The following is a 19,169-nucleotide window of genomic DNA, read 5'->3' as shown; positions in this document are numbered from 1 at the left end:
CGCGGCTCATACGTGGCCTCCACGCATGAGCAGCTTGTTTTCGTAATCCACGCGCAGGACGACCGCGAGCGCAATGAGGTTCATCAGAATGGCCGAGCCGCCGAAGCTCATGAGCGGCAGCGTCAGGCCCTTGGTGGGCAAGGCGCCCAGGTTCACGCCCATGTTGATGAACGCCTGAAAGCCCAGCCACACCGCCACGCCCTGCGCCACGAGGCCGGAGAACACGCGGTCCAGCGCGATGGCCTGGCGGCCAATCTGCATGATGCGCCGCGTGAGCCACAGGAACAGCACGATGAGCGTGAGCACGCCCACCAGGCCGAACTCCTCGCCGATAACGGCGAGCAGGAAGTCGGTATGCGCCTCGGGCAGCCAGTGCAGCTTTTCCACGCTGCCGCCCAGGCCGACGCCGAAGACCTCGCCGCGCCCGATGGCGATGAGCGAGTGCGAGAGCTGGTAGCCCTTGCCCAGCGCGTGCGCCTCACTGAACGGGTCGAGGTAGGCGAAGATGCGCTCGCGGCGCCACGGGCTGGTCATGACGATGAGCGCGAAGGCGCTCACCAGCACCGTGCCGATGAGGATGAACATGCGCATGTTCACCCCGCCCAGGAACAGGATGCCCATGGCGATGACGGCGATCACCATGAACGCCCCCATGTCCGGCTCGGCCAGCAGCAGCGCGCCGACGATGGCCACCGCCGCGCCCATGGGCAGCACGGCGCGGAAGAAGTTTTCTTTCACGTCCATCTTGCGCACCATGTAGTCGGCGGCGTAGATGAGCACGGCGAACTTGGCCAGCTCCGAGGGCTGGAAGTTCATCACCCCGAGCGACAGCCAGCGCCGCGCGCCGTTCACCGCCGTGCCAACGTGCGGAATCAGCACCATGATGAGCAGCATGATGGAGGCCACGAACAGCCAGGGCGCGACGCGCTCCCAGGTTTTCATCGACACCTGAAACGCCAGCAACGCGGCGACGAAGCCCATCACCAGCGCCATCACGTGGCGCACCAGGAAGTGCAACGGCGCGATCTTGCCAAAGCGCGGGTTGTCCGGCATGGCAATGGAGGCCGAATACACCATCACCAGCCCCCAGGCCAGCAACGCCACCACCACCCACACCAGCGCCTGGTCGAAACCCAGGACATGCGCAGGCGTGGCCGTGGTCTGGCGGTACTCCATGCCGCCCACGCGCACCGGCAGGCGGTCGGCGGCCTTGGCGGGCAGCGCACCGAACCAGGCGCCGATGCGCTGCAGCAGGCTGGGGGCAGCGGCGTTGGTCACAGGCCCCCCTCCAGCTCTTGCCCCTGGGCCTGCGCGAGCGCGCGCACGGCTTCGACGAACACCTGGGCACGGTGCGCGTAGTCTCTGAACATATCCAGGCTGGCGCAGGCGGGCGACATCAGCACGGCGTCGCCCGGCTGGGCCTGCCCAGCGGCCTGCTGCACGGCATCCTCCATGCTGGCGGCATGCAGCAGCGGCACGCCAACATCCGCCAGCGCGGCAGCAATGTGCGGCGCGTCGCGGCCAATCAGCACGGCCGCGCGGGCGTAGCGCGCCATCGGCGAAGCCAGCGGCGTGAAGTCCTGGCCCTTGCCGTCGCCGCCAAGAATCACCACCAAGCGCCGCTCTGGCCCCAGGCCCGCCAGCGCGGCCACGGTAGCGCCAACGTTGGTGCCCTTGCTGTCGTCAAAGTACTCCACACCGCCGACCATGCCGATGGATTCGACGCGGTGCGGCTCACCCCGGTACTCACGCAAGCCGTAGAGCATGGCACCGAGCGCGCAGCCCGCAGCCTGCGTCAGGGCCAGCGCGGCCAGCGCGTTGCAGGCGTTGTGGCGGCCACGGATACGCAGGGCGTCGGCCGGCATCAGGCGCTGCAGGTGCAGTGGCTCCTCATGCAGCCTGGAGCGCTTGGCCGTTTCGTCGGCCTGGTGCGCGCGCACCAGCCAAACCATGCCATTAACCGTTTCCATGCCGAAGTCGCCCGGGCGCTGCGGCAAGTCGGCGCCGAAGGTGACATGGGCGCGCAGCTGCGGCTTTTGCAGCTTCACGCGCACTGGCTCCGGCAGCATTTGCATGACCGCCGGGTCCTCACGGTTCAGCACCATCAGCCCCGTCTGGCCAAAAATGCGTGCCTTGGCTGCGCCATAGGCAGCCATGCCTCCGTGCCAGTCCAGGTGGTCTTGCGTGAGGTTGAGCACCACGGCCGCAGTCGGCTCGAAGTCCTGCACACCGTCGAGCTGGAAGCTCGACAGCTCCAGCACCCACACCTCGGGCAGATCTTGCGCAGCGATGCGCGCGGCCAGTGTGTCGAGCAGCGTCGGGCCGATGTTGCCGGCCACGGCCACGCTGCGGCCCGCGTGCTGCACCAGCTGGCCCGTGAGCGAGGTGACGGTGGTTTTGCCATTGGTGCCGGTCACGGCCAGCACGGCAGGCGCGTAGCCGTGCTGCGCACGCAAGGTGCGCAGCGCTTGTGAATACAGGTCCAATTCGCCGCCAAGGCTTACCTGGCAAGCGCGAGCAGCTTCCAAAACAGGAGCAAGCGCAGCCGGTGCGAGGCCGGGTGAGCGGTAGATGGCGTCAAGCGCCTGGTCGTGCACCAGCGCGGCGTCGAAGGCGCCGCCGATGAAGCGCACCTGCGGCAGCTCTGCGCGCAGTGTGGCGAGCTGCGGCGGCGCGGCGCGCGTATCGGCCACGGTGACCTGTGCACCGCAGCGTGCACACCAGCGCGCCATCGCCAGCCCCGAGGCGCCCAGGCCCAGCACCAGCACGCGCTGGCCGCGCAGCGGCTGTTCGGCCTGCGCCGGCCAGTCCTGGGGCACGGGGGCGAAGGCGGGCGCCAGCGCCTGCGTCTCTGCCAGGGGCTGCGCTTCCTGCGCGGGCGCCTCGGCGACCGGCTCGGCAAAAATCTTCGCCACGAACGCAGCCGCTTCCTTGGCGGCCGAGAGCGGCGCCGCCGCGGGCTCGGCAGGAGACGCCGACGCCGCAGGGGCTGCGGCGGGCGGAAGGGGGTGAAGTGCGTCGTCGGGGTTTGTCATCGCAGCTTCAAGGTAGTCAGGCCGATCAGGCACAGCAGCATGGTGATGATCCAGAAACGCACGACCACCTGCGTTTCCTTCCAGCCACTTTTCTCGAAATGGTGGTGCAGCGGCGCCATCTTCAGCAGGCGCCGACCTTCACCGTACTTGCGCTTGGTGTATTTGAACCAGGCCACCTGCAGCATCACCGACAGCGCCTCGACGACGAAGATGCCGCCCATGATGGCCAGCACGATCTCCTGGCGCACGATCACGGCGATGGTGCCCAACGCCCCGCCAAGCGCCAGCGCGCCCACGTCGCCCATGAAAACCTGCGCCGGGTGTGCGTTGAACCACAGGAAGGCCAGGCCCGCGCCAGCCATGGCGGCGCAGAAAATCATCAACTCGCCCGAACCCGGGATGTGCGGGAACAGCAGGTACTTGGCATGCACGGCATTGCCGGTGACGTAGGCGAACACGCCCAGACAGGCGCCCACCAGGATCACCGGCATGATCGCCAGGCCGTCCAGCCCGTCGGTCAGGTTAACGGCATTGCTGGCGCCGACGATCACAAGGTAGGTGAGGATGACGAAGCCCAGCACGCCCAGCGGGTAGCTGACTTCTTTGAAAAACGGCAGCAGCAGCCCGGCCTTGGGGGGCAGGTCGAGCGAGAAGCCCGACTGCACCCAGGCCAGAAACAGCTCGAACACGCGTGCGTTCGAGCTCTCCGAGATGCTGAACACCAGGTACAGCGCGGCCACGAGGCCAATCACCGACTGCCAAAAATACTTCTCGCGCGAGCGCATGCCCTCGGGGTCCTTGTTGACCACCTTGCGCCAATCGTCCACCCAGCCGATGGCGCCGAAGCCCAGCGTGACGATCAGCACGATCCAGACGAAGCGGTTCGACAGGTCGAACCACAGCAGCGTGGAAATCGCCAGCGAGGCCAGGATCAGCACGCCGCCCATGGTCGGCGTGCCACTCTTGCTCAGGTGCGTCTGCATGGCGTAGCCGCGGATCGGCTGGCCGATCTTCAGCGCGCGCAGCATGCGGATCACCTTGGGCCCCGCGAGCAGGCCGATCAGCAGCGCCGTGAGCGCCGCCATCACCGCGCGGAAGGTGATGTACTGGAACACCCGCAGGAATCCGAATTCGGGCGACAGGCCCTGCAGCCATTGCGCCAGCATCAAGAGCATGCGGCCTCCTGCAAGGCCTGCACGGCCTGTTCCATCTTCATGAATCGTGATCCCTTCACCAGCACGCTGCCCGCTTCGGGCAGGGCTGCACGCACCGCGGCCAGCAGTGCGTCCTTGTCGTCGAAATGCTGCGCGCCCGGGCCAAAAGCCTGTGCCGCGTGCGCGCTGAGCGGGCCCAGCGCCAGCAGCTGCTCAATCCCGCGCGAACGCGCATGTGCGCCCGCCTCGGCATGGAACTGCGGCCCCTGGCTCCCCACCTCGCCCATGTCGCCCAGCACCAGCCAGCGCGGCGCGGGCAGTTCGGCCAGTACCTCGATGGCGGCATGCATGGAGTCGGGGTTGGCGTTGTAGCAGTCGTCCACCACCGTGACGCTGCGCCCCTGGCACGTCAGCGCGAGCGCACGCGAGCGCCCGGCCACGGGCGCGAACGCCCGCAGGCCCTGGGCCACCGCATCGGGCGCCACACCTGCGGCCAGTGCGCAGGCTGTGGCGGCCAGGGCATTGGTAACGTTATGACGGCCTGCGATGTGCAGCGCCGTGCGAATGGTGCCCTTGGGCGTGTGCAGCGTGGCCTGCCAGGCATCGCCCTGCCATTGCGCGTCCAGACAGCGCACGTCGGCGCCCTCGCCACCGAAGGTGATACAACGGCGGCCCGCCGCGAGACCACGCCACAGCGCGGTGTAGACATCGCCATGCGGGAACACAGCCACGCCCTCGGGCGGCAGCGCGGGCAGCACGGCACCGTTCTCCTCGGCCACGGCCTGCACGGTGTGCATGAACTCCAGATGCTCGCGCTGAGCGTTGTTCACCAGCGCGACGGTGGGGCGGGCCAGGTGGGCCAGGTAGGCGATTTCACCCGGGTGGTTCATGCCCAGTTCCACCACGCCGATGCGGTGTGCGGCCTGCAGGCGCAGCAGGGTTTGCGGCACGCCAATGGCGTTGTTCAGGTTGCCGCGCGTGGCAAAAGCAGCCTCGCCCGCGTGCGCGGCGAGAATGCTGGCGACCATCTGCGTTACGGTGGTCTTGCCGTTGCTGCCGGTCACGGCAATCAGCGGCAGGCGGAACTGGCTGCGCCAACCGGCAGCCAGCGCCCCCAGGGCGGCGAGCGTGTCGGGCACCTCGATGCCCGGCAAGCCCGCAGCCGCCAAGCCGCCATGGGCCACGGCAGCCACCGCCCCGGCGGCACGCGCCTGGGGCAGGAAATCATGGGCGTCAAAGCGCTCGCCCTTGAGGGCGACAAACAGGTCGCCGGGCTGGAGCGTGCGCGTGTCGGTGTGCACGCGCGCGATGGGCAGTGCGCCATCGCCTACCAGGCGCGCCTGCGGCACCAGCGCGGCGATCCAGGCCCAGGCCTGCTGCAGCGTCATCGTCATGCGGCACCTCCCTGGCGCACTGTCAGCGCCTGGCGCGCCTGCGCCATGTCGGAGAACGGGTGGCGCACGCCCTGTACCTCTTGGTAGTCCTCGTGGCCCTTGCCCGCAATCAAGACCACGTCGGTAGCATCGGCTCGCGCCACGGCCTGGGCGATGGCGGCGGCACGGTCTGGCTCGGCCTGCGCACCGGGCGCCATGCCTTGCAGAATCTGGTCAATGATGGCCTGCGGCACTTCACCGCGCGGGTTGTCGCTGGTCACCAGCACGGCGTCGGCCCCCTGCTGTGCGGCCGCGCCCATCAAGGGGCGCTTGCTGGCATCGCGGTTGCCGCCACAGCCGAACACGCACCACAGGCGCCCGCCACGCGCCTGCGCCACGGGGCGCAGCGCCGCCAGGGCCTGGGCCAGCGCGTCGGGCGTGTGGGCATAGTCCACCGCCACCAGGGGCTGGCCGGGCTGGGCAATCTGCTCCATGCGGCCGGGCACCGGGGACAGCGCGGCACAGGCCCGCACGGCCTGCGCCAGCGGCACGCCCAGCGCCCGCAGCGTAGCAATCACGCCGAGGAGGTTGGACACGTTGTAGTGCCCGATGAGCCGCGTCTGCAGCCATTCGCGCTGCGCGCCCTCGGCCACGGCAAAGCGCAGGCCACCCTCGCCGAAACCAATGTCCTGGGCCTGCAGCCGCGCGGGGCCGTGCAGCGCGTAGCTCCACAGGTCGAGCGCGCGCGCGGCGAGCTGTGCGTGCAGGCGCGCGCCCTGCGCGTCATCGATGTTGACCACGGCGGCCTGCAGGCCGGGCGTGTCGAACAACGCGGCCTTGGCCTGCCAGTAGGCCTCCATGCTGCCGTGGTAGTCCAGGTGGTCCTGCGTGAAGTTGGTAAACACCGCCACGCGGATGCGCGTGCCCGCCAGGCGCTGCTCGGCCACACCGATGGACGAGGCTTCAATAGCGCAGTAGCCCAACCCCTGGTCGGCAAAGGCACGGAACGCGCGCTGCAGACGCACCGGGTCGGGGGTGGTCATGCCGGTCGATTCCAGGCGCGGCGGCACGCCAATGCCCAAAGTGCCAACCAGGGCACACCCAGCAAGCGCTGGAAGCTCATTTTTCGATAGCAATTGAACGGCATCTGCGAGCCAGCAGGCGCTGCTGGTCTTGCCATTGGTGCCCGTCACGGCCAGCACCTGGAGCGACTGGGTGGGGTGACCGAACCATTCTGCGGCGATCAACCCGGTGGCCGCCTTCAGGCCACGCAGCGCGGCGATGTGCGGCCCCGCGAAAGCGTAGGGCTCCACGCCTTCCTGTTCCACCAGGCAGGCCACCGCGCCGCGCGCCAGGGCTCCGGCCACGTGGGCGCGGCCGTCGGTAGCGGCGCCTGGCCAGGCAATAAGCGCGTCGCCGGGGGCCACCAGCCGGCTATCGGTCTGCAGCGTACCGGTGACGCGCGCGCGCAGGAAGGCAACGGCCTGCTCGGGGGTGGTGAGGGTCTGCAGGCTCACAACGGTTCCTCGACGGCATTGGCCACGATCTGCGGCTTGACGGCCATGTCGGGCGCCACGCCCATCATGCGCAGCGTCTGCTGCACCACCTCGCTGAACACCGGCGCGGCCACGGCGCCGCCGTAGATCACGCCGTTGCTCGGCTCGTCGACCATCACGGCGACGATGATGCGCGGGTTGTCAATGGGCGCCATGCCGGTAAACCAGGCGCGGTACTTGCCCGCCGCGTAGCCTTTGCCCTGCTGCTTGCGCGCCGTGCCCGATTTGCCGCCCACCGAGTAGCCCACGGTCTGTGCCTTCTGGCCGGTACCGCCCGGGCCTGCCGCCATCTGCAGCATCTTGCGCACCTGGTTGGCCGTGCGCTCGGAGAACACCGGCACGCCCACGGCCTCCTGCCCGGTCTTGAGCATGGTGGCGGGAATGACGCGTCCGCCGTTGGCAAACACGGTGTACGAGCGCGCCATCTGAAACAGGCTGGCCGACAGGCCATAGCCGTAGGACATGGTGGCCTGCTCGATGGGGCGCCAGCCCTTGTACGGGCGCAGGCGCCCGCCCACGGCGCCAGGGAAGCCGATTTGCGGCTTCTGGCCGAAACCCACGGCCGAGAAGGTTTCCCACATCTCGCGCGCGGGCAACTGCATGGCGATCTTGGTGGTGCCGACGTTGCTCGACTTCTGAATCACGCCCTCCACCGTGAGCACACCGTAGTTGTGCGTGTCGGAGATGGTCGAGCCCGTGATGGTCAGTCGCCCCGGCGTGGTGTCCACGATGGTCTCGGGGCGCACGCGGCCACTCTCCAGCGCGAGGCCAATGGTGATGGGCTTCATGGTCGAGCCCGGCTCGAAGGTGTCCGTGATGGCACGGTTGCGCAGTTGCTCACCCGTGAGGTGCTGGCGCTTGCCGGGGTCGTAGCTCGGGTAATTGGCCAGCGCCAGCAGTTCGCCCGTGCGCGCGTCGAGCACCACGACGCTGCCCGCCTTGGCTTTGTGCAGGGCCACGGTGTCGCGCAGCTTCTGGTAGGCGAAGAACTGCACCTTGGAGTCGATGGACAGCTGCAAATCCTGGCCATCGACAGGTGGCACCTCGTCGCCCACGCCCTCGACCACGCGTCCCATGCGGTCCTTGATGACGCGGCGCGAGCCCGGCTTGCCGGCGAGCTGCTTGTCGAACGCCAGCTCCATGCCTTCTTGGCCATGGTCTTCAACGTTGGTGAAGCCCACCACGTGCGCAGCCGACTCGCCCTCGGGGTACTGGCGCTTGTATTCCTTGCGCAGGTAGATGCCCTTGATGCCCAGGCCCACGATGCGCTGGCCCAGATCCCAGTCCAGCTGGCGCTTGAGCCACATGAAGGTCTTGTCGTCCTCGGCCATCTTGGTGACCAGCGTGGACAGCGGCATGTCCAGCAGCTGCGCCAGCTCCTTGAGCTGGGCACGTACCGACGGATCACTTTCGTCCACGTCCTCGGGAATGGCCCAGATGCTCGCCGCAGGCACGCTAGAGGCCAGGATCAGCCCATTGCGATCAAGGATGCGCCCACGGTTCGCTGGCAGCTCCAGCGTGCGCGCAAAGCGCACCGTGCCTTGGCGCTGGAAGAAATCGTTGGCGTACACCTGCACATAGGCCGCGCGCACCCCCAGGGCGATGAAACCCAAAGCGATCGCCGCGACGATGAAGCGGCTGCGCCCCACGGGCGTCTTGCTCGCCAGCAGGGGGCTGGAGGTGTAGCGCACGCTGCGGCTCACGGCGCGCCTCCCGCACCGGCGGCCGGGGCACTGTCGTTCACGTACAGCGTGATGGCCGGCGTGGCGGTGCGCATGTGCAGGGTGTCGCGCGCGATGCGCTCCACACGCAGCGGCGTGGCCTGGGCGCGCTTTTCCACCTGCAGGCGCTGGTGCTCGGTTTCGAGCTGGCGTGCCTCCGCCTTGGCACGGTCAAGCTGGGTGTAGAGCAGGCGCGAGTCGTACTGCATGCGCACCAGATACAGCGCACTCAGTACCACCGCCAGCAGCAGCACCAGGTTCAAGCGGATCACGCCGGCACCTCCGTGCGCTCAGCGACGCGCATGACGGCGCTGCGCGCACGCGGGTTCGCCGCCACCTCGGCATCTCCTGGCTTGACACGCTCCAGCGCCTTGAGCCGCATGGGCTGCGGCGGCGCGAAGGGCGCACGGCGGTCATAGACCTCCTTGGAATGCTGCGCGATGAACTGCTTGACGATGCGATCCTCTAGCGAATGGAAGCTGATGACCACCAAGCGCCCGCCCGGGCGCAGCACCGACAGACTGGCCTCTAGCGCCTGCCGCAGCTCCTCCAGCTCGGCGTTAATGAAAATCCGAAAAGCCTGGAACGTGCGCGTGGCAGGGTTCTGGCCTGCCTCGCGGGTCTTGACCGCGCCAGCCACGAGGTCGGCCAGCTCGGCAGTGCCTGTGAGGGGGCCACGCTCCTGGCGTCGCGCAACAATCGCCTTTGCAATGGGGCCAGCAAACCGTTCTTCGCCGTAGTCACGTATCACCTCCGCAATCTGCCCAAGCTCGGCCGTGGCCAGCCACTGCGCCACGCTTTCGCCGCGCGTGGTGTCCATGCGCATGTCCAGCGGGCCATCGAACCGGAAACTGAAACCGCGCTCCGGTGCATCAATCTGCGGCGAGCTCACGCCCAGATCCATCAGGATGCCATCGGCGCTGCCCGCAGGCAGATCCGCCAGGTGGCGAAAGCCCTCATGGCGGATGGCAAAGCGCGCGTCCGCGATGCGTGCCGCCTCGGCAATGGCCTCGGGGTCTTTGTCGAAGGCCAGCAGGCGTGCCTGCGCCCCCATGCGCTGCAGGATCAGGCGCGAATGCCCGCCGCGCCCAAAAGTGGCATCAATCCAGGCGCCGTCCGCGCGCGCGGGGTCACGGCCCAGCAAGGCGTCGACCGCCTCATCAAGCAAGACTGTGGTGTGCAACAAGGGCTGGTTCATGCGCAGCCCTCAGAAAGAGAAGTCCTTGAAGACGTCGGGCATTTCGGCCTGCATGGCAGCCGCCTCCTTGGCGTCGTAAGTGGCTTTGTCCCACAGCTCGAAATGGTTGCCCATGCCAAGTAGCACGGCATCTTTGGCCAGCCCCGCTGCCTCGCGCAGCTCGGGCGACACCAAGACGCGGCCGGTGCCGTCCATCTCGACGTCCATGGCGTTGCCCAGGAAGATGCGCTTCCACCACTGGGCTGACATAGGCAGTTTGGCGATGCGCTCGCGGAACTCCTCCCACGCAGGACGCGGAAACACCATGAGGCAGCCGTCGGGGTGTTTGGTGATGGTGAGCTGACCGCCAGCCTGCTGCGTGAGGGCGTCACGGTGCCGGGTAGGCACGGATAGCCTACCCTTCGCATCGAGACTTAGCGATGACGCCCCTTGAAACACTGATTTGACCCCCGCCACTGGATGCCTTGCGCGCCGCATTTTTTGGGCGGCAATGGCACTTTTCACCACTTCATTGCACTTTTTTGCACTGTAGCAGGAAAAGCCTCGCCAGCACCGCGTGGCGCTACAAAGTTTTGCAATGAAATCAAGGACTTAGCCTTGAAATTGAACGCACGGAGGCAGCAAAAATCCTTACCCAATAGGGACTTAGGGAAAGCAATGCAAGTGATTCCTCAAGGTTTTCACCTTCCCCGAAAGCGCAGGGCCGCGCAGGCCACGGCGGCGACCCGCAGGGCGCGGGCCAACAGGCGCATGCCAACCCCAGTGCACAACGAGTCGGCACGTCGGATGGGCGGCCCCAGGGGTTGGAGGCGCCTAGAGGATGAAGCGTGACAGGTCTTCGTCCTGGCTCAGCGACTGCAGCCGCTCGTTGACGTAGGCGGCGTCGATGACCACCGTCTGCCCGGCACGGTTGACGGCATCGAAGCTGACTTCGTCGAGCAAGCGCTCCATCACCGTGGAGAGGCGGCGCGCACCGATGTTCTCGGTGCGCTCGTTCACGTCATAAGCGATGTGCGCCAGTCGTGTGATGCCCTCGGGCGTGAATTCCAACGCCACACCCTCGGTCGCCAGCAGCGCCTGGTACTGCTTGACCAGCGAGGCGTGCGTCTGCGTAAGGATGGCCTCGAAATCCTGCACCGAAAGCGACTCCAATTCCACGCGGATCGGAAAGCGCCCTTGCAGCTCGGGGATCAGGTCGCTGGGCTTGGCCAGGTGGAACGCGCCCGAGGCGATGAACAGGATGTGGTCGGTCTTGACCATGCCGTACTTGGTGGACACCGTGGTGCCCTCGACCAGCGGCAGCAAATCACGCTGCACGCCCTGGCGCGAGATGTCGGCGCCACTGGCCTCCTGGCGCGCGGCCACCTTGTCGATTTCGTCGATGAAGACGATACCGTTCTGCTCGGCGTTGTGCAGCGCGCGCGTCTTGATCTCGTCCTCGTTGACCAGCTTCGCGGCTTCTTCATCGGTCAACAGCTTGAGCGCCTCGGCGATCTTGAGCTTGCGCGCCTTGCGCCGCTCCTGCCCCATCTGGCTGAACATGCCGCGCAGCTGCTCGGCCATTTCCTCCATGCCCGCCGGGCCCATGATTTCGAGCTGCGGGCGCGCCTCGGCGAGGTCGATCTCGATCTCCTTGTCGCCAAGCTGGCCCTCGCGCAGCTTTTTGCGGAACACCTGGCGCGCCGTGCTGTCGGCCGCGGGCTCGCCCGTGCGCGCCGGGGGAATCAGCACGTCGAGGATGCGCTCCTCGGCGGCGTCCTCGGCACGCGCGCGCACCTTCTTCATGTCGGCCTCGCGCGTCTGCTTGACGGCGACCTCGATCAGGTCGCGAATGATCGCGTCCACGTCCTTGCCGACATAGCCGACCTCGGTGAACTTGGTCGCCTCGACCTTGATGAACGGCGCATCGGCCAGACGCGCCAGACGGCGCGCAATCTCGGTCTTGCCCACGCCGGTGGGGCCAATCATCAGGATGTTCTTCGGCGTGATCTCGGTGCGCAGGCTGGCATCAACCTGCTGGCGGCGCCAGCGGTTGCGCAGCGCGATCGCCACGGCGCGCTTGGCACCGGCCTGACCAACGATATGGCGGTCGAGTTCGGAGACGATCTCCTGGGGGGTCATGGAGGACATGGTAAAAAATGGGTCAAATCAGCCTCTAGCCCTTATCCATCAAGCGCCAGCAGCTATCAAATTCAAAGTATCTCGACGGTGTGGTGCATGTTGGTGTAAATGCACAGCTCCCCCGCGATGGCCAGCGACTTGCGCACGATGTCCTCGGCGCCCAGTTCGGTGTTGGCCAGCAGCGCCTTGGCAGCCGAGTGCGCATAGGCGCCACCCGAGCCGATGGCGACGATGCCCTGCTCGGGCTCCAGCACATCGCCGTTGCCGGTGATGATGAGCGAGGCACTGTGGTCGGCCACGGCCAGCATGGCTTCAAGGCGGCGCAGCACGCGGTCAGTGCGCCAATCCTTGGTCAGCTCGATGGCCGCGCGCGTCAGGTGGCCCTGGTGCTTTTCCAGCTTGGCCTCGAAGCGCTCGAACAGCGTGAACGCATCGGCCGTGGCCCCCGCAAAGCCCGCAAGCACCTTGCCGTGGTAGAGCTTGCGCACCTTGCGCGCGGTGCCCTTGACGACGATGTTGCCCAGGGTCACCTGGCCGTCGCCACCAATGGCGACATCGATGCTGCCGTCCGCCCGCTGGCGGCGCACGCTGAGGATGGTAGTACCGTGAAACTGTTCCATAACCACTCTAGATAGGGGCGCTGCGCTCTATTGCAAGACAGGGCACGGCACATGAACTGGCACGTACCCACCCGGCAGACACCGCGGCCGCGCAAGCGCAACCCCCTTCCGGGGCGCGCAGCATGCAGAGAGACGAAGGAAGCGGCCCAAGCCGCCCAGGGGCGGCCCTAGTTTTTCCGCGGAACGACCCAGGCGTGCTCGTTGATGCCGATCACGTTGAACAGCACTGCCACGAGGCGATGCAGGTTCACAAACTGCACCACCCGCCCCTCGGCCTGCTGCATGGCAGCCCAGTTGAGCACCGACCCGGCGGCGGGGAAGTCCACACGCACCAGGTTCTCGCAGCCAATCACCAGGGGCTGGCCAGGCTGCGCCATCTCGGCCAGCGGCTCCAGCAGCGGCCCGGCATCACCATCAATGGTGCCGGACAAGCGTGGCCGCGGCACCTCGGTCTCCATGATCTGCGAGGGCAGTCCGAAGTTGGAGGCCAGGAAATCGCTCTCGGGCGTCTCCTTGGCAGCCTCGCCCGACACCGAGCCATCGTCCGCGGTGTAGCTGCAGCGCGGCACGACCCATGACGGCGGCGACACCTCGTAGGTCACGCAGTAGTCCAGCGCCACCAGCTCGAATTCATCCAGGCGCCCCATGAGCCGCAACGCAGCCATGCGCAGGCGCCACCATTCCGGGCTGATGGCACGCTCGCCCGACGGCGTCTTGGCCTGCAGCAGGCTGTGCAACGCCTCGACGCCAGCGAAATGGATTTGCACTTTCTGGTCGGCCCACTGGTCGAACAGCTTGGCGAGGGCGGGCAGCGCCGCCTCCTCAATGGTCATGAGCCGTGCCCAGGCCAGGTTCCACGGCGGCGTGGCACGGCCGAGTGCGGCCTGCAGCGCGGCCACGGATTGCGCCGTGAGCGTGCCCGGGGCGGTCCAGGCGAAGGCGCGCGGCGCGGGCGCCGCCGCGCCGGCGGCAACGCTCTCGCCCCCCCCGTCCAACGGCTCACGGATGGCGAACCACAGCGGCGCGGAGCGGCTGAAACGGGCGGCAAAATCGAGCGACAGCGCTTCGAAGCTTTCACGCTGGCCCGTTGCTCGGTACAGATCGAACAGGGTCATCCAGATTTCGAACTGCTGCTGCGGATCGTCCTGCGCGTGCTGGGCCAGCACGTCACGCAGCCCGGCCTCGGCTCCAGCGCTGTCGCCGCTGGCGAAGCGGATGGCGGCTTCTTCCAGATCGGGTTCGTGCACGAATACCTCCGGTTCTTGGTGTGCCTGGGGCGCTGGCGCCGGATTGGCCAGCATGTCTTCCACCGGCGGCGGTGCGGCCGGCAGGCTGTCGGACAGTCCGCCCGACAGGGCGCCATCCTCCGAGAACAACGGCTCGACCGAGGCCGGCGCCACGGTGACCGGCAAGGCCCCGGGCAACGACAACGGTGCCGTGGGGGCGAACGCGGGGGCCTCCCCCTCGCCCGCAGCGGGCGCCGCAGGCGCACCATGAGCGGGCTTGTTCTTCCACCATTGCTGGGACATCTGCGCCTCGATCTCGTCGATCTTCTTCAGCGTCACGGCCCGGTCATCGGGCGAAGTCATGCTGCTGTGGAAGAACGAGGGGCGCGCCATGGGGTCCTCGGTGCGCTGGCCGGTGAGGGCATCACGCTGGCGCAGTTTGCGCAGCTGATCGAACTCGCGGCGGCGCACAAAGTCGTTGCGCCGCTTGCGCTCGATCATTTCCTTGAGCATCTGCTTGCTGTACTGGCTCTCGCGCTCGGCCTCAAGGTTATCGAGGTCGGTCCAGTTGACGGTGGGATTGCGCACGAAGCGCACCATCTTCGACAGCAAGCCGCCAGGGGAGGTTTCTTCCTTGCTCATGACGCGATGGCGCTCCGTGCTGCGGCCCTTGCGTGGTCCGGCGAGGGGCTCAATCCCCGAACATCTTCTGCTTGAGCTCGCGGCGCTGCTGCGCTTCCAGCGACAGCGTGGCCGTGGGGCGCGCCAGCAGACGGCCGACGCCAATGGGCTCGCCGGTCTCGTCGCAGTAGCCGTAGTCGCCCGCGTCGATGCGCGCGATGGATTGCTCGATCTTCTTCAGCAGCTTGCGCTCACGGTCGCGGGTGCGCAGCTCCAGGGCGTGCTCTTCCTCGATGGTGGCGCGGTCGGCCGGGTCGGGGACGACCACGGTGTCTTCACGCAGGTGCTCGGTGGTCTCACCGGCGTTGTGGTGCATGTCCTGCTTGAGCATCGCCAATTTGTGGCGGAAGAAAGCCATCTGCTTTTCGTTCATGTACTCGCTATCGGGCATGGCGAGCACTTCTTCGTCCGTCAGCTCCTCGGCGGGCTTGGTCTTCCAGTTGTTCGCCAGCTTGGGGTCGCGCTTGGCGGGGGAGGGCTTCGCTTGCAGGGTCGTAGGCATGGTCTTCGGGATCACTGACGTTGGCGGGAGGCGTAGGGTGCCGCCTGGGCCAAGCATGGTACGTTTAATCGGGCCAAACGTGAAGAAGCCCGGGCGTTGCGCACAGGTACCCGGGCCAGTCTGTCTGGAGCGCCGGGTAAGTGCGCGGCGGCGCGATTGTAGCCACACCACCGCGCGGCCCCGGCCAGGCTGTCGGATATGCGACACACCCTGGCCCGGTGCGCTGCGTCCTCACACCAGGCATTGCGCCAGGCCCTGGCGCAGGATGTCCTGCGGCAGGTCGATACCAATAAACACCATGCGGCTTTGCCGCGCCTCGCCCTCAGCCCACTGCGGTCCCAGGTCGCTGCCCATGAGCTGGTGTACGCCCTGGAAAATCACCTTGCGCTCGGTGCCCTGCATGTGCAGCACGCCCTTGTAGCGCAGCATGCGCGGGCCATAAACGTTAACAATCGCACCGAGGAAATCCTCCAGCTTGGCCGGATCGAACGGCCGCTCGGCACGGTAGACGAAGCTCTTCACATCATCGTCATGGTGGTGGTGATGGCCATGCTGGTGCGCGGGATGGTCGCAATGCGCGCCATGTGCATGGTCGTGGTGCCCATGGGTGCAATGCCCGTGGTCATGGTCGCAATGGTCGTGATCGTGCTCGCCTTCCTGCAGAAAGCCGGGATCGATGTCGAGCTTGGCATTGAGGTTGAAACCGCGCAGGTCGAGCACCTTGGCGAGCGGTACCTCGCCGAAATGCACGGCCTCGATGGGCGCGCGCGGGTTCATGTGCTTGAGGCGGTGGGTCAGCGCCTGCACCTCCTCGGCACTGACCAGATCGGTCTTGGAAAGGAAGATCTGGTCGGCAAAGCCCACCTGGCGGCGCGCCTCCTGGCGGTCGTCGAGCTGCTGGTTGGCGTGCTTGGCATCCACCAGCGTGATGATGGAATCCACGAGATAGCACTCGGCAATCTCGTCATCCATGAAGAAAGTCTGCACCACCGGCCCCGGGTCGGCCAGGCCGGTGGTCTCGATCACCACGCGCTCAAAATCCAGCAGGCCCTTGCGCCGCTTGGCCGCCAGCAGTTGCAGCGTCTCGCGCAGGTCTTCACGGATGGTGCAGCAAATGCAGCCGTTGCTCATCTGCACGATCTGCTCTTTCGACTCCGTCACGAGGATGTCGTTGTCGATGTTCTCTTCGCCGAACTCGTTCTCGATCACGGCAATCTTCTGGCCATGGGCCTCAGAGAGCACGCGCTTGAGCAACGTCGTCTTGCCCGAGCCCAGGAAGCCGGTCAGGATAGTGGTAGGAATCAGGGACATGGAATGCCTTGTCAATCAATGGATCAGTAATGGAATAACTGTAGCGGAGCAGAACGTGTTGACGATCTTTTCATGGTGCCCGTTGCCCCGCAAAGGCAGTGGCTGCAAGGCGCAAACCGCAGCCGGGCTGGTGGCCCGGCGAGGATTTGCAACGCCGCAGACGCTGCCTTTGCGGGGCAACCCTTCGGGCAAGCCAGCAAAAGGCCACGCTCGTTGTTGCCCGCCTTGCCCAGGCCACCAGCATGGGCCGCGGCGTGCGCCTAGATCGTGGCCTTTTGCTGCCTTGCGGGCGCCATGAAAAGATCGTCAACACGTTCTCAAGCCCTACACTGCACCAACCCTCTTCGACGGCCCGCCGACGTGAACGCCCCCTCGCACGCCCCCGCCCGGCCCCGCGCCATCCACGCCACCAGCGCCCGCATCCTGGCTTGCGGCCTGGCACTGCTTCTGGCCGTCGGCGCGGGGGGCCTGGCGCTGCTGTGGCATGCCCAGGCCCAGCTGGAGCAGCGTGAGCGCCAACAGCTGGCCATGCTGGCGCACCTGGCCCAGGCCCATGCCGCGGCCGTGCTGGACGCCAGCGAGCGCACGCTCGACCAATTGGCCAGCGACCTGGTACAGGCCCCCGACGCCTGGAGCAGCCTCCAGGCCATGCAATACCAGGCGCTGCGCAGCCAGCCTGCCCTGCGCGGCCTGGCCCTGGTGGACATGCAGGGCCTGGTGCTGGCCACGACCACCCCGGCCGACCTGGGCCAACGTGTTGATCTGCGTCCGCTGCTGGCGCAGCCCTTGCAGGACGGGCGCACCACCCTGAGCGCCAGCGGTGCGGACCGCCTGACCCTGGTGCGGCGTGTGCGGCTGGCCCCCCAGGCCTACGCCCTGCTCATCGCCCAGCTCGATCCCGGGGCACTTGCCCCGCCGCCCGCGCTGCTGCACGCCAGCCCGCCCGGCACCCAGGTGCTGCTGGCGCGCCCGGACGGCAGCCTGCTGGCGCAGGCGGGCGCCGCCACCCTGCCCCCGGGCGGCAGCCTGCACGGCCACGCGCTGTTCGCCCCCTACCTGGCGGCACAACCGGCGTCGGCCCACGGCGTGGCGGAGATCCCCGGCCCCACTTCCGTCGAATGGGTCGCCTGGCAGAGCGCTGCGGCCCACCCCGTGGTGGCCCTGGCGGTACAGCCCGGCGCGCCGCGCCTGCAACGCTGGCTCACCGCCCAGCGCCAGCCGCTGGCCAGTCTCGGCGCAGGGCTGGCGCTGCTGGCCCTGGCCACTGCCATCGCCTGGCGCGGTGCGCGGCAGCGCCCTTGGGCGCAGCCGGCCCCCGGCACCCCGGAACCACCGCCGCCCGCGCCACCACCGGCCGCTGCGCCGGAGCCTCCCGCCCCGGCCCTGCCCGCGCCCGCCGCCCCCGCGCCACCAGCCACCGTGGACGTGCGCGACCTGTTGGAAGACCTGGCGACCGAACTCAGCCCCCAGCTCGAACGCAAGCGCCTGCCGCTCAAGCTGCAACTGGGCACCGCCCCGCTGCCCCTGGCCGCACCCGCCGAACCGCTGGCCCAGGCGCTGCGCCAGGTACTGGCCCATGCCATCGCCAGCGCTCCCGAAGGGCAGACCCTGCGCATCGCCGCCGACGCCGATGCGCCGCAGGCCCTGCACATCGCCATCCACACCCACGGCCCGGCCACCGGGCCCACGGCGCACGCCCAGGCCCTGCGCGAGGCCTACCAGGTGCTGCAGGCGCAGGGCGGCGGCATCGATGCCACCGTGGATGCCGAGGGCGGCACCGTATTCCACGTGCGCCTGCCCAGTGCGGCACCGGATTAAGAGCCAAATCGGCATCTAACGCCCGCCAGAAAAGCGCAAGAAGCTCCTAAAAAAGGAGCAAAAAACATGACATCTGACACTGCCCCGGCCCAAGCCAGCGGACGCCGCGCAAGAGCCGCCCCGCCGCGCGGAGCATGAGTCCCCCTGCCCGCGCGAAGCGCGAGATCGCGGGAAAGCGGCGCAGCCGCTTGTATCTTCCATCCAGACCGTCGCGGTAGAGTTTGACTGCCGTAAAGGTAGCCAGACCGGCCCGTGCAGTTTGGTAGCCGCTGGGGTGTTCGAGCCCGTCCCTGAGTACAGAACGCACGGCCACCGCGCAGGTCTTCATTGAGCCCGAACGGTTACGCGCGCCACCGTTGAGCGCGCATGTACAAGCATGGGAGTTGAAGATCATGTCTGCTTTATCAGTGACGGTAGGTATTGACGTGGCCAAGGCACACGTCGATGTCTGTGTACTGGGCACCCACAGCGATGTCCAGCGGTTTGCCAACGATGTTGATGGCCACTGTGCGCTGGCTGCTGCCTTGCAGTCCATGGATGTTGGCCTGGTGGTGATGGAGGCCACCGGAGGTTACGAGGCGGCTCTGGCGTGCGCACTGCAGGCCGTGGGCTTGCACGTGGCGGTGGTCAATCCGCGCCATGCACGCGACTTTGCCAGGAGCATGGGCCGTCTGGCCAAGACCGATGCGGTGGATGCCCGCATGCTGGCCGAGTTGGCTGCGGTGCTGATGCGCCGCGATGACCTGGCACGCTTTCTTCGCCCTGTAGCCGATGAGCGCCAGCAGTGGCTCGCCGCCCTGGTCACGCGCAGGCGCCAGTTGCTGACCATGCTCAATTCCGAGCGCCAGCGGCT

The 19,169-nt window shown here is 67.5% G+C and carries 16 protein-coding genes; 2 read left to right on the top strand and 14 right to left on the bottom strand.

The window, feature by feature from the left end:
* Positions 1-6 precede the first annotated feature (6 nt).
* The 14 genes from ftsW to BN2503_RS04105 form a co-directional block, all read right to left on the bottom strand.
* Positions 7-1,278 (bottom strand): putative lipid II flippase FtsW, encoded by a 1,272-nt coding sequence (gene ftsW, locus BN2503_RS04170; protein ID WP_054255392.1) that lies wholly within the window; start codon positions 1,276-1,278, stop codon positions 7-9.
* Positions 1,275-3,035: a UDP-N-acetylmuramoyl-L-alanine--D-glutamate ligase gene (gene murD, locus BN2503_RS04165; protein WP_054255391.1), complete on the bottom strand. Its 1,761-nt coding sequence runs from the start codon at positions 3,033-3,035 to the stop codon at positions 1,275-1,277. Before murD ends, ftsW begins: the two co-directional genes overlap by 4 nt.
* On the bottom strand, positions 3,032-4,210 hold the full coding sequence (gene mraY, locus BN2503_RS04160; protein ID WP_054255390.1) for a phospho-N-acetylmuramoyl-pentapeptide-transferase: 1,179 nt from the start codon (positions 4,208-4,210) through the stop codon (positions 3,032-3,034). Before mraY ends, murD begins: the two co-directional genes overlap by 4 nt.
* The gene (locus BN2503_RS04155) at positions 4,201-5,583 is read right to left on the bottom strand and encodes a UDP-N-acetylmuramoyl-tripeptide--D-alanyl-D-alanine ligase (protein WP_054255389.1); all 1,383 of its coding nucleotides are present in this window, start codon (positions 5,581-5,583) and stop codon (positions 4,201-4,203) included. The genes mraY and BN2503_RS04155 overlap by 10 nt, the downstream gene beginning before the upstream one ends.
* Positions 5,580-7,079 carry a UDP-N-acetylmuramoyl-L-alanyl-D-glutamate--2,6-diaminopimelate ligase gene (locus BN2503_RS04150; protein WP_054255388.1) on the bottom strand — a complete coding sequence of 500 codons (1,500 nt, stop codon included), beginning with the start codon at positions 7,077-7,079 and terminating at the stop codon, positions 5,580-5,582. Before BN2503_RS04150 ends, BN2503_RS04155 begins: the two co-directional genes overlap by 4 nt.
* On the bottom strand, positions 7,076-8,821 hold the full coding sequence (locus BN2503_RS04145) for a peptidoglycan D,D-transpeptidase FtsI family protein (RefSeq protein ID WP_054255387.1): 1,746 nt from the start codon (positions 8,819-8,821) through the stop codon (positions 7,076-7,078). The genes BN2503_RS04150 and BN2503_RS04145 overlap by 4 nt, the downstream gene beginning before the upstream one ends.
* Entirely contained in the window at positions 8,818-9,111 is a 294-nt protein-coding gene (ftsL, locus tag BN2503_RS04140) for a cell division protein FtsL (RefSeq protein ID WP_054255386.1), read from the bottom strand. Before ftsL ends, BN2503_RS04145 begins: the two co-directional genes overlap by 4 nt.
* A complete protein-coding gene (gene rsmH, locus BN2503_RS04135) occupies positions 9,108-10,037 on the bottom strand; it encodes a 16S rRNA (cytosine(1402)-N(4))-methyltransferase RsmH (protein ID WP_054255385.1) in 930 nt (309 codons plus the stop codon). The genes ftsL and rsmH overlap by 4 nt, the downstream gene beginning before the upstream one ends.
* 9 nt (positions 10,038-10,046) lie before the next feature.
* A complete protein-coding gene (gene mraZ, locus BN2503_RS04130) occupies positions 10,047-10,475 on the bottom strand; it encodes a division/cell wall cluster transcriptional repressor MraZ (RefSeq protein ID WP_054255609.1) in 429 nt (142 codons plus the stop codon).
* Between the two features lie 375 nt (positions 10,476-10,850).
* Positions 10,851-12,167 (bottom strand): ATP-dependent protease ATPase subunit HslU, encoded by a 1,317-nt coding sequence (gene hslU / locus BN2503_RS04125; protein WP_054255384.1) that lies wholly within the window; start codon positions 12,165-12,167, stop codon positions 10,851-10,853.
* 62 nt (positions 12,168-12,229) lie between these two features.
* Positions 12,230-12,778 (bottom strand): ATP-dependent protease subunit HslV, encoded by a 549-nt coding sequence (gene hslV, locus BN2503_RS04120; RefSeq protein ID WP_054255383.1) that lies wholly within the window; start codon positions 12,776-12,778, stop codon positions 12,230-12,232.
* 167 nt (positions 12,779-12,945) lie between these two features.
* Positions 12,946-14,646 carry an STAS domain-containing protein gene (locus BN2503_RS04115; protein ID WP_054255382.1) on the bottom strand — a complete coding sequence of 567 codons (1,701 nt, stop codon included), beginning with the start codon at positions 14,644-14,646 and terminating at the stop codon, positions 12,946-12,948.
* A gap of 49 nt (positions 14,647-14,695) precedes the next feature.
* Positions 14,696-15,187, bottom strand: coding sequence for an RNA polymerase-binding protein DksA (dksA, locus tag BN2503_RS04110; RefSeq protein WP_054255608.1), 492 nt, complete (start codon positions 15,185-15,187; stop codon positions 14,696-14,698).
* Between the two features lie 231 nt (positions 15,188-15,418).
* Positions 15,419-16,498: a CobW family GTP-binding protein gene (locus BN2503_RS04105; RefSeq protein ID WP_054255381.1), complete on the bottom strand. Its 1,080-nt coding sequence runs from the start codon at positions 16,496-16,498 to the stop codon at positions 15,419-15,421.
* Positions 16,499-16,858: 360 nt separating this feature from the next.
* Here BN2503_RS04105 and BN2503_RS04100 point away from each other — a divergent pair, with 360 nt between their 5' ends.
* Positions 16,859-18,316: a PDC sensor domain-containing protein gene (locus tag BN2503_RS04100; RefSeq protein WP_054255380.1), complete on the top strand. Its 1,458-nt coding sequence runs from the start codon at positions 16,859-16,861 to the stop codon at positions 18,314-18,316.
* Positions 18,317-18,708: 392 nt separating this feature from the next.
* On the top strand, positions 18,709-19,169 hold a 461-nt coding region (locus BN2503_RS04095; protein WP_148639733.1), incomplete at its 3' end, for an IS110 family transposase.

This window comes from Paenacidovorax caeni (assembly GCF_001298675.1).
Lineage (GTDB): Bacteria > Pseudomonadota > Gammaproteobacteria > Burkholderiales > Burkholderiaceae_C > Paenacidovorax > Paenacidovorax caeni.
The sequence above is the reverse complement of the archived record's forward strand: the minus strand, read 5'-3'. Positions and strand labels throughout refer to the sequence as shown.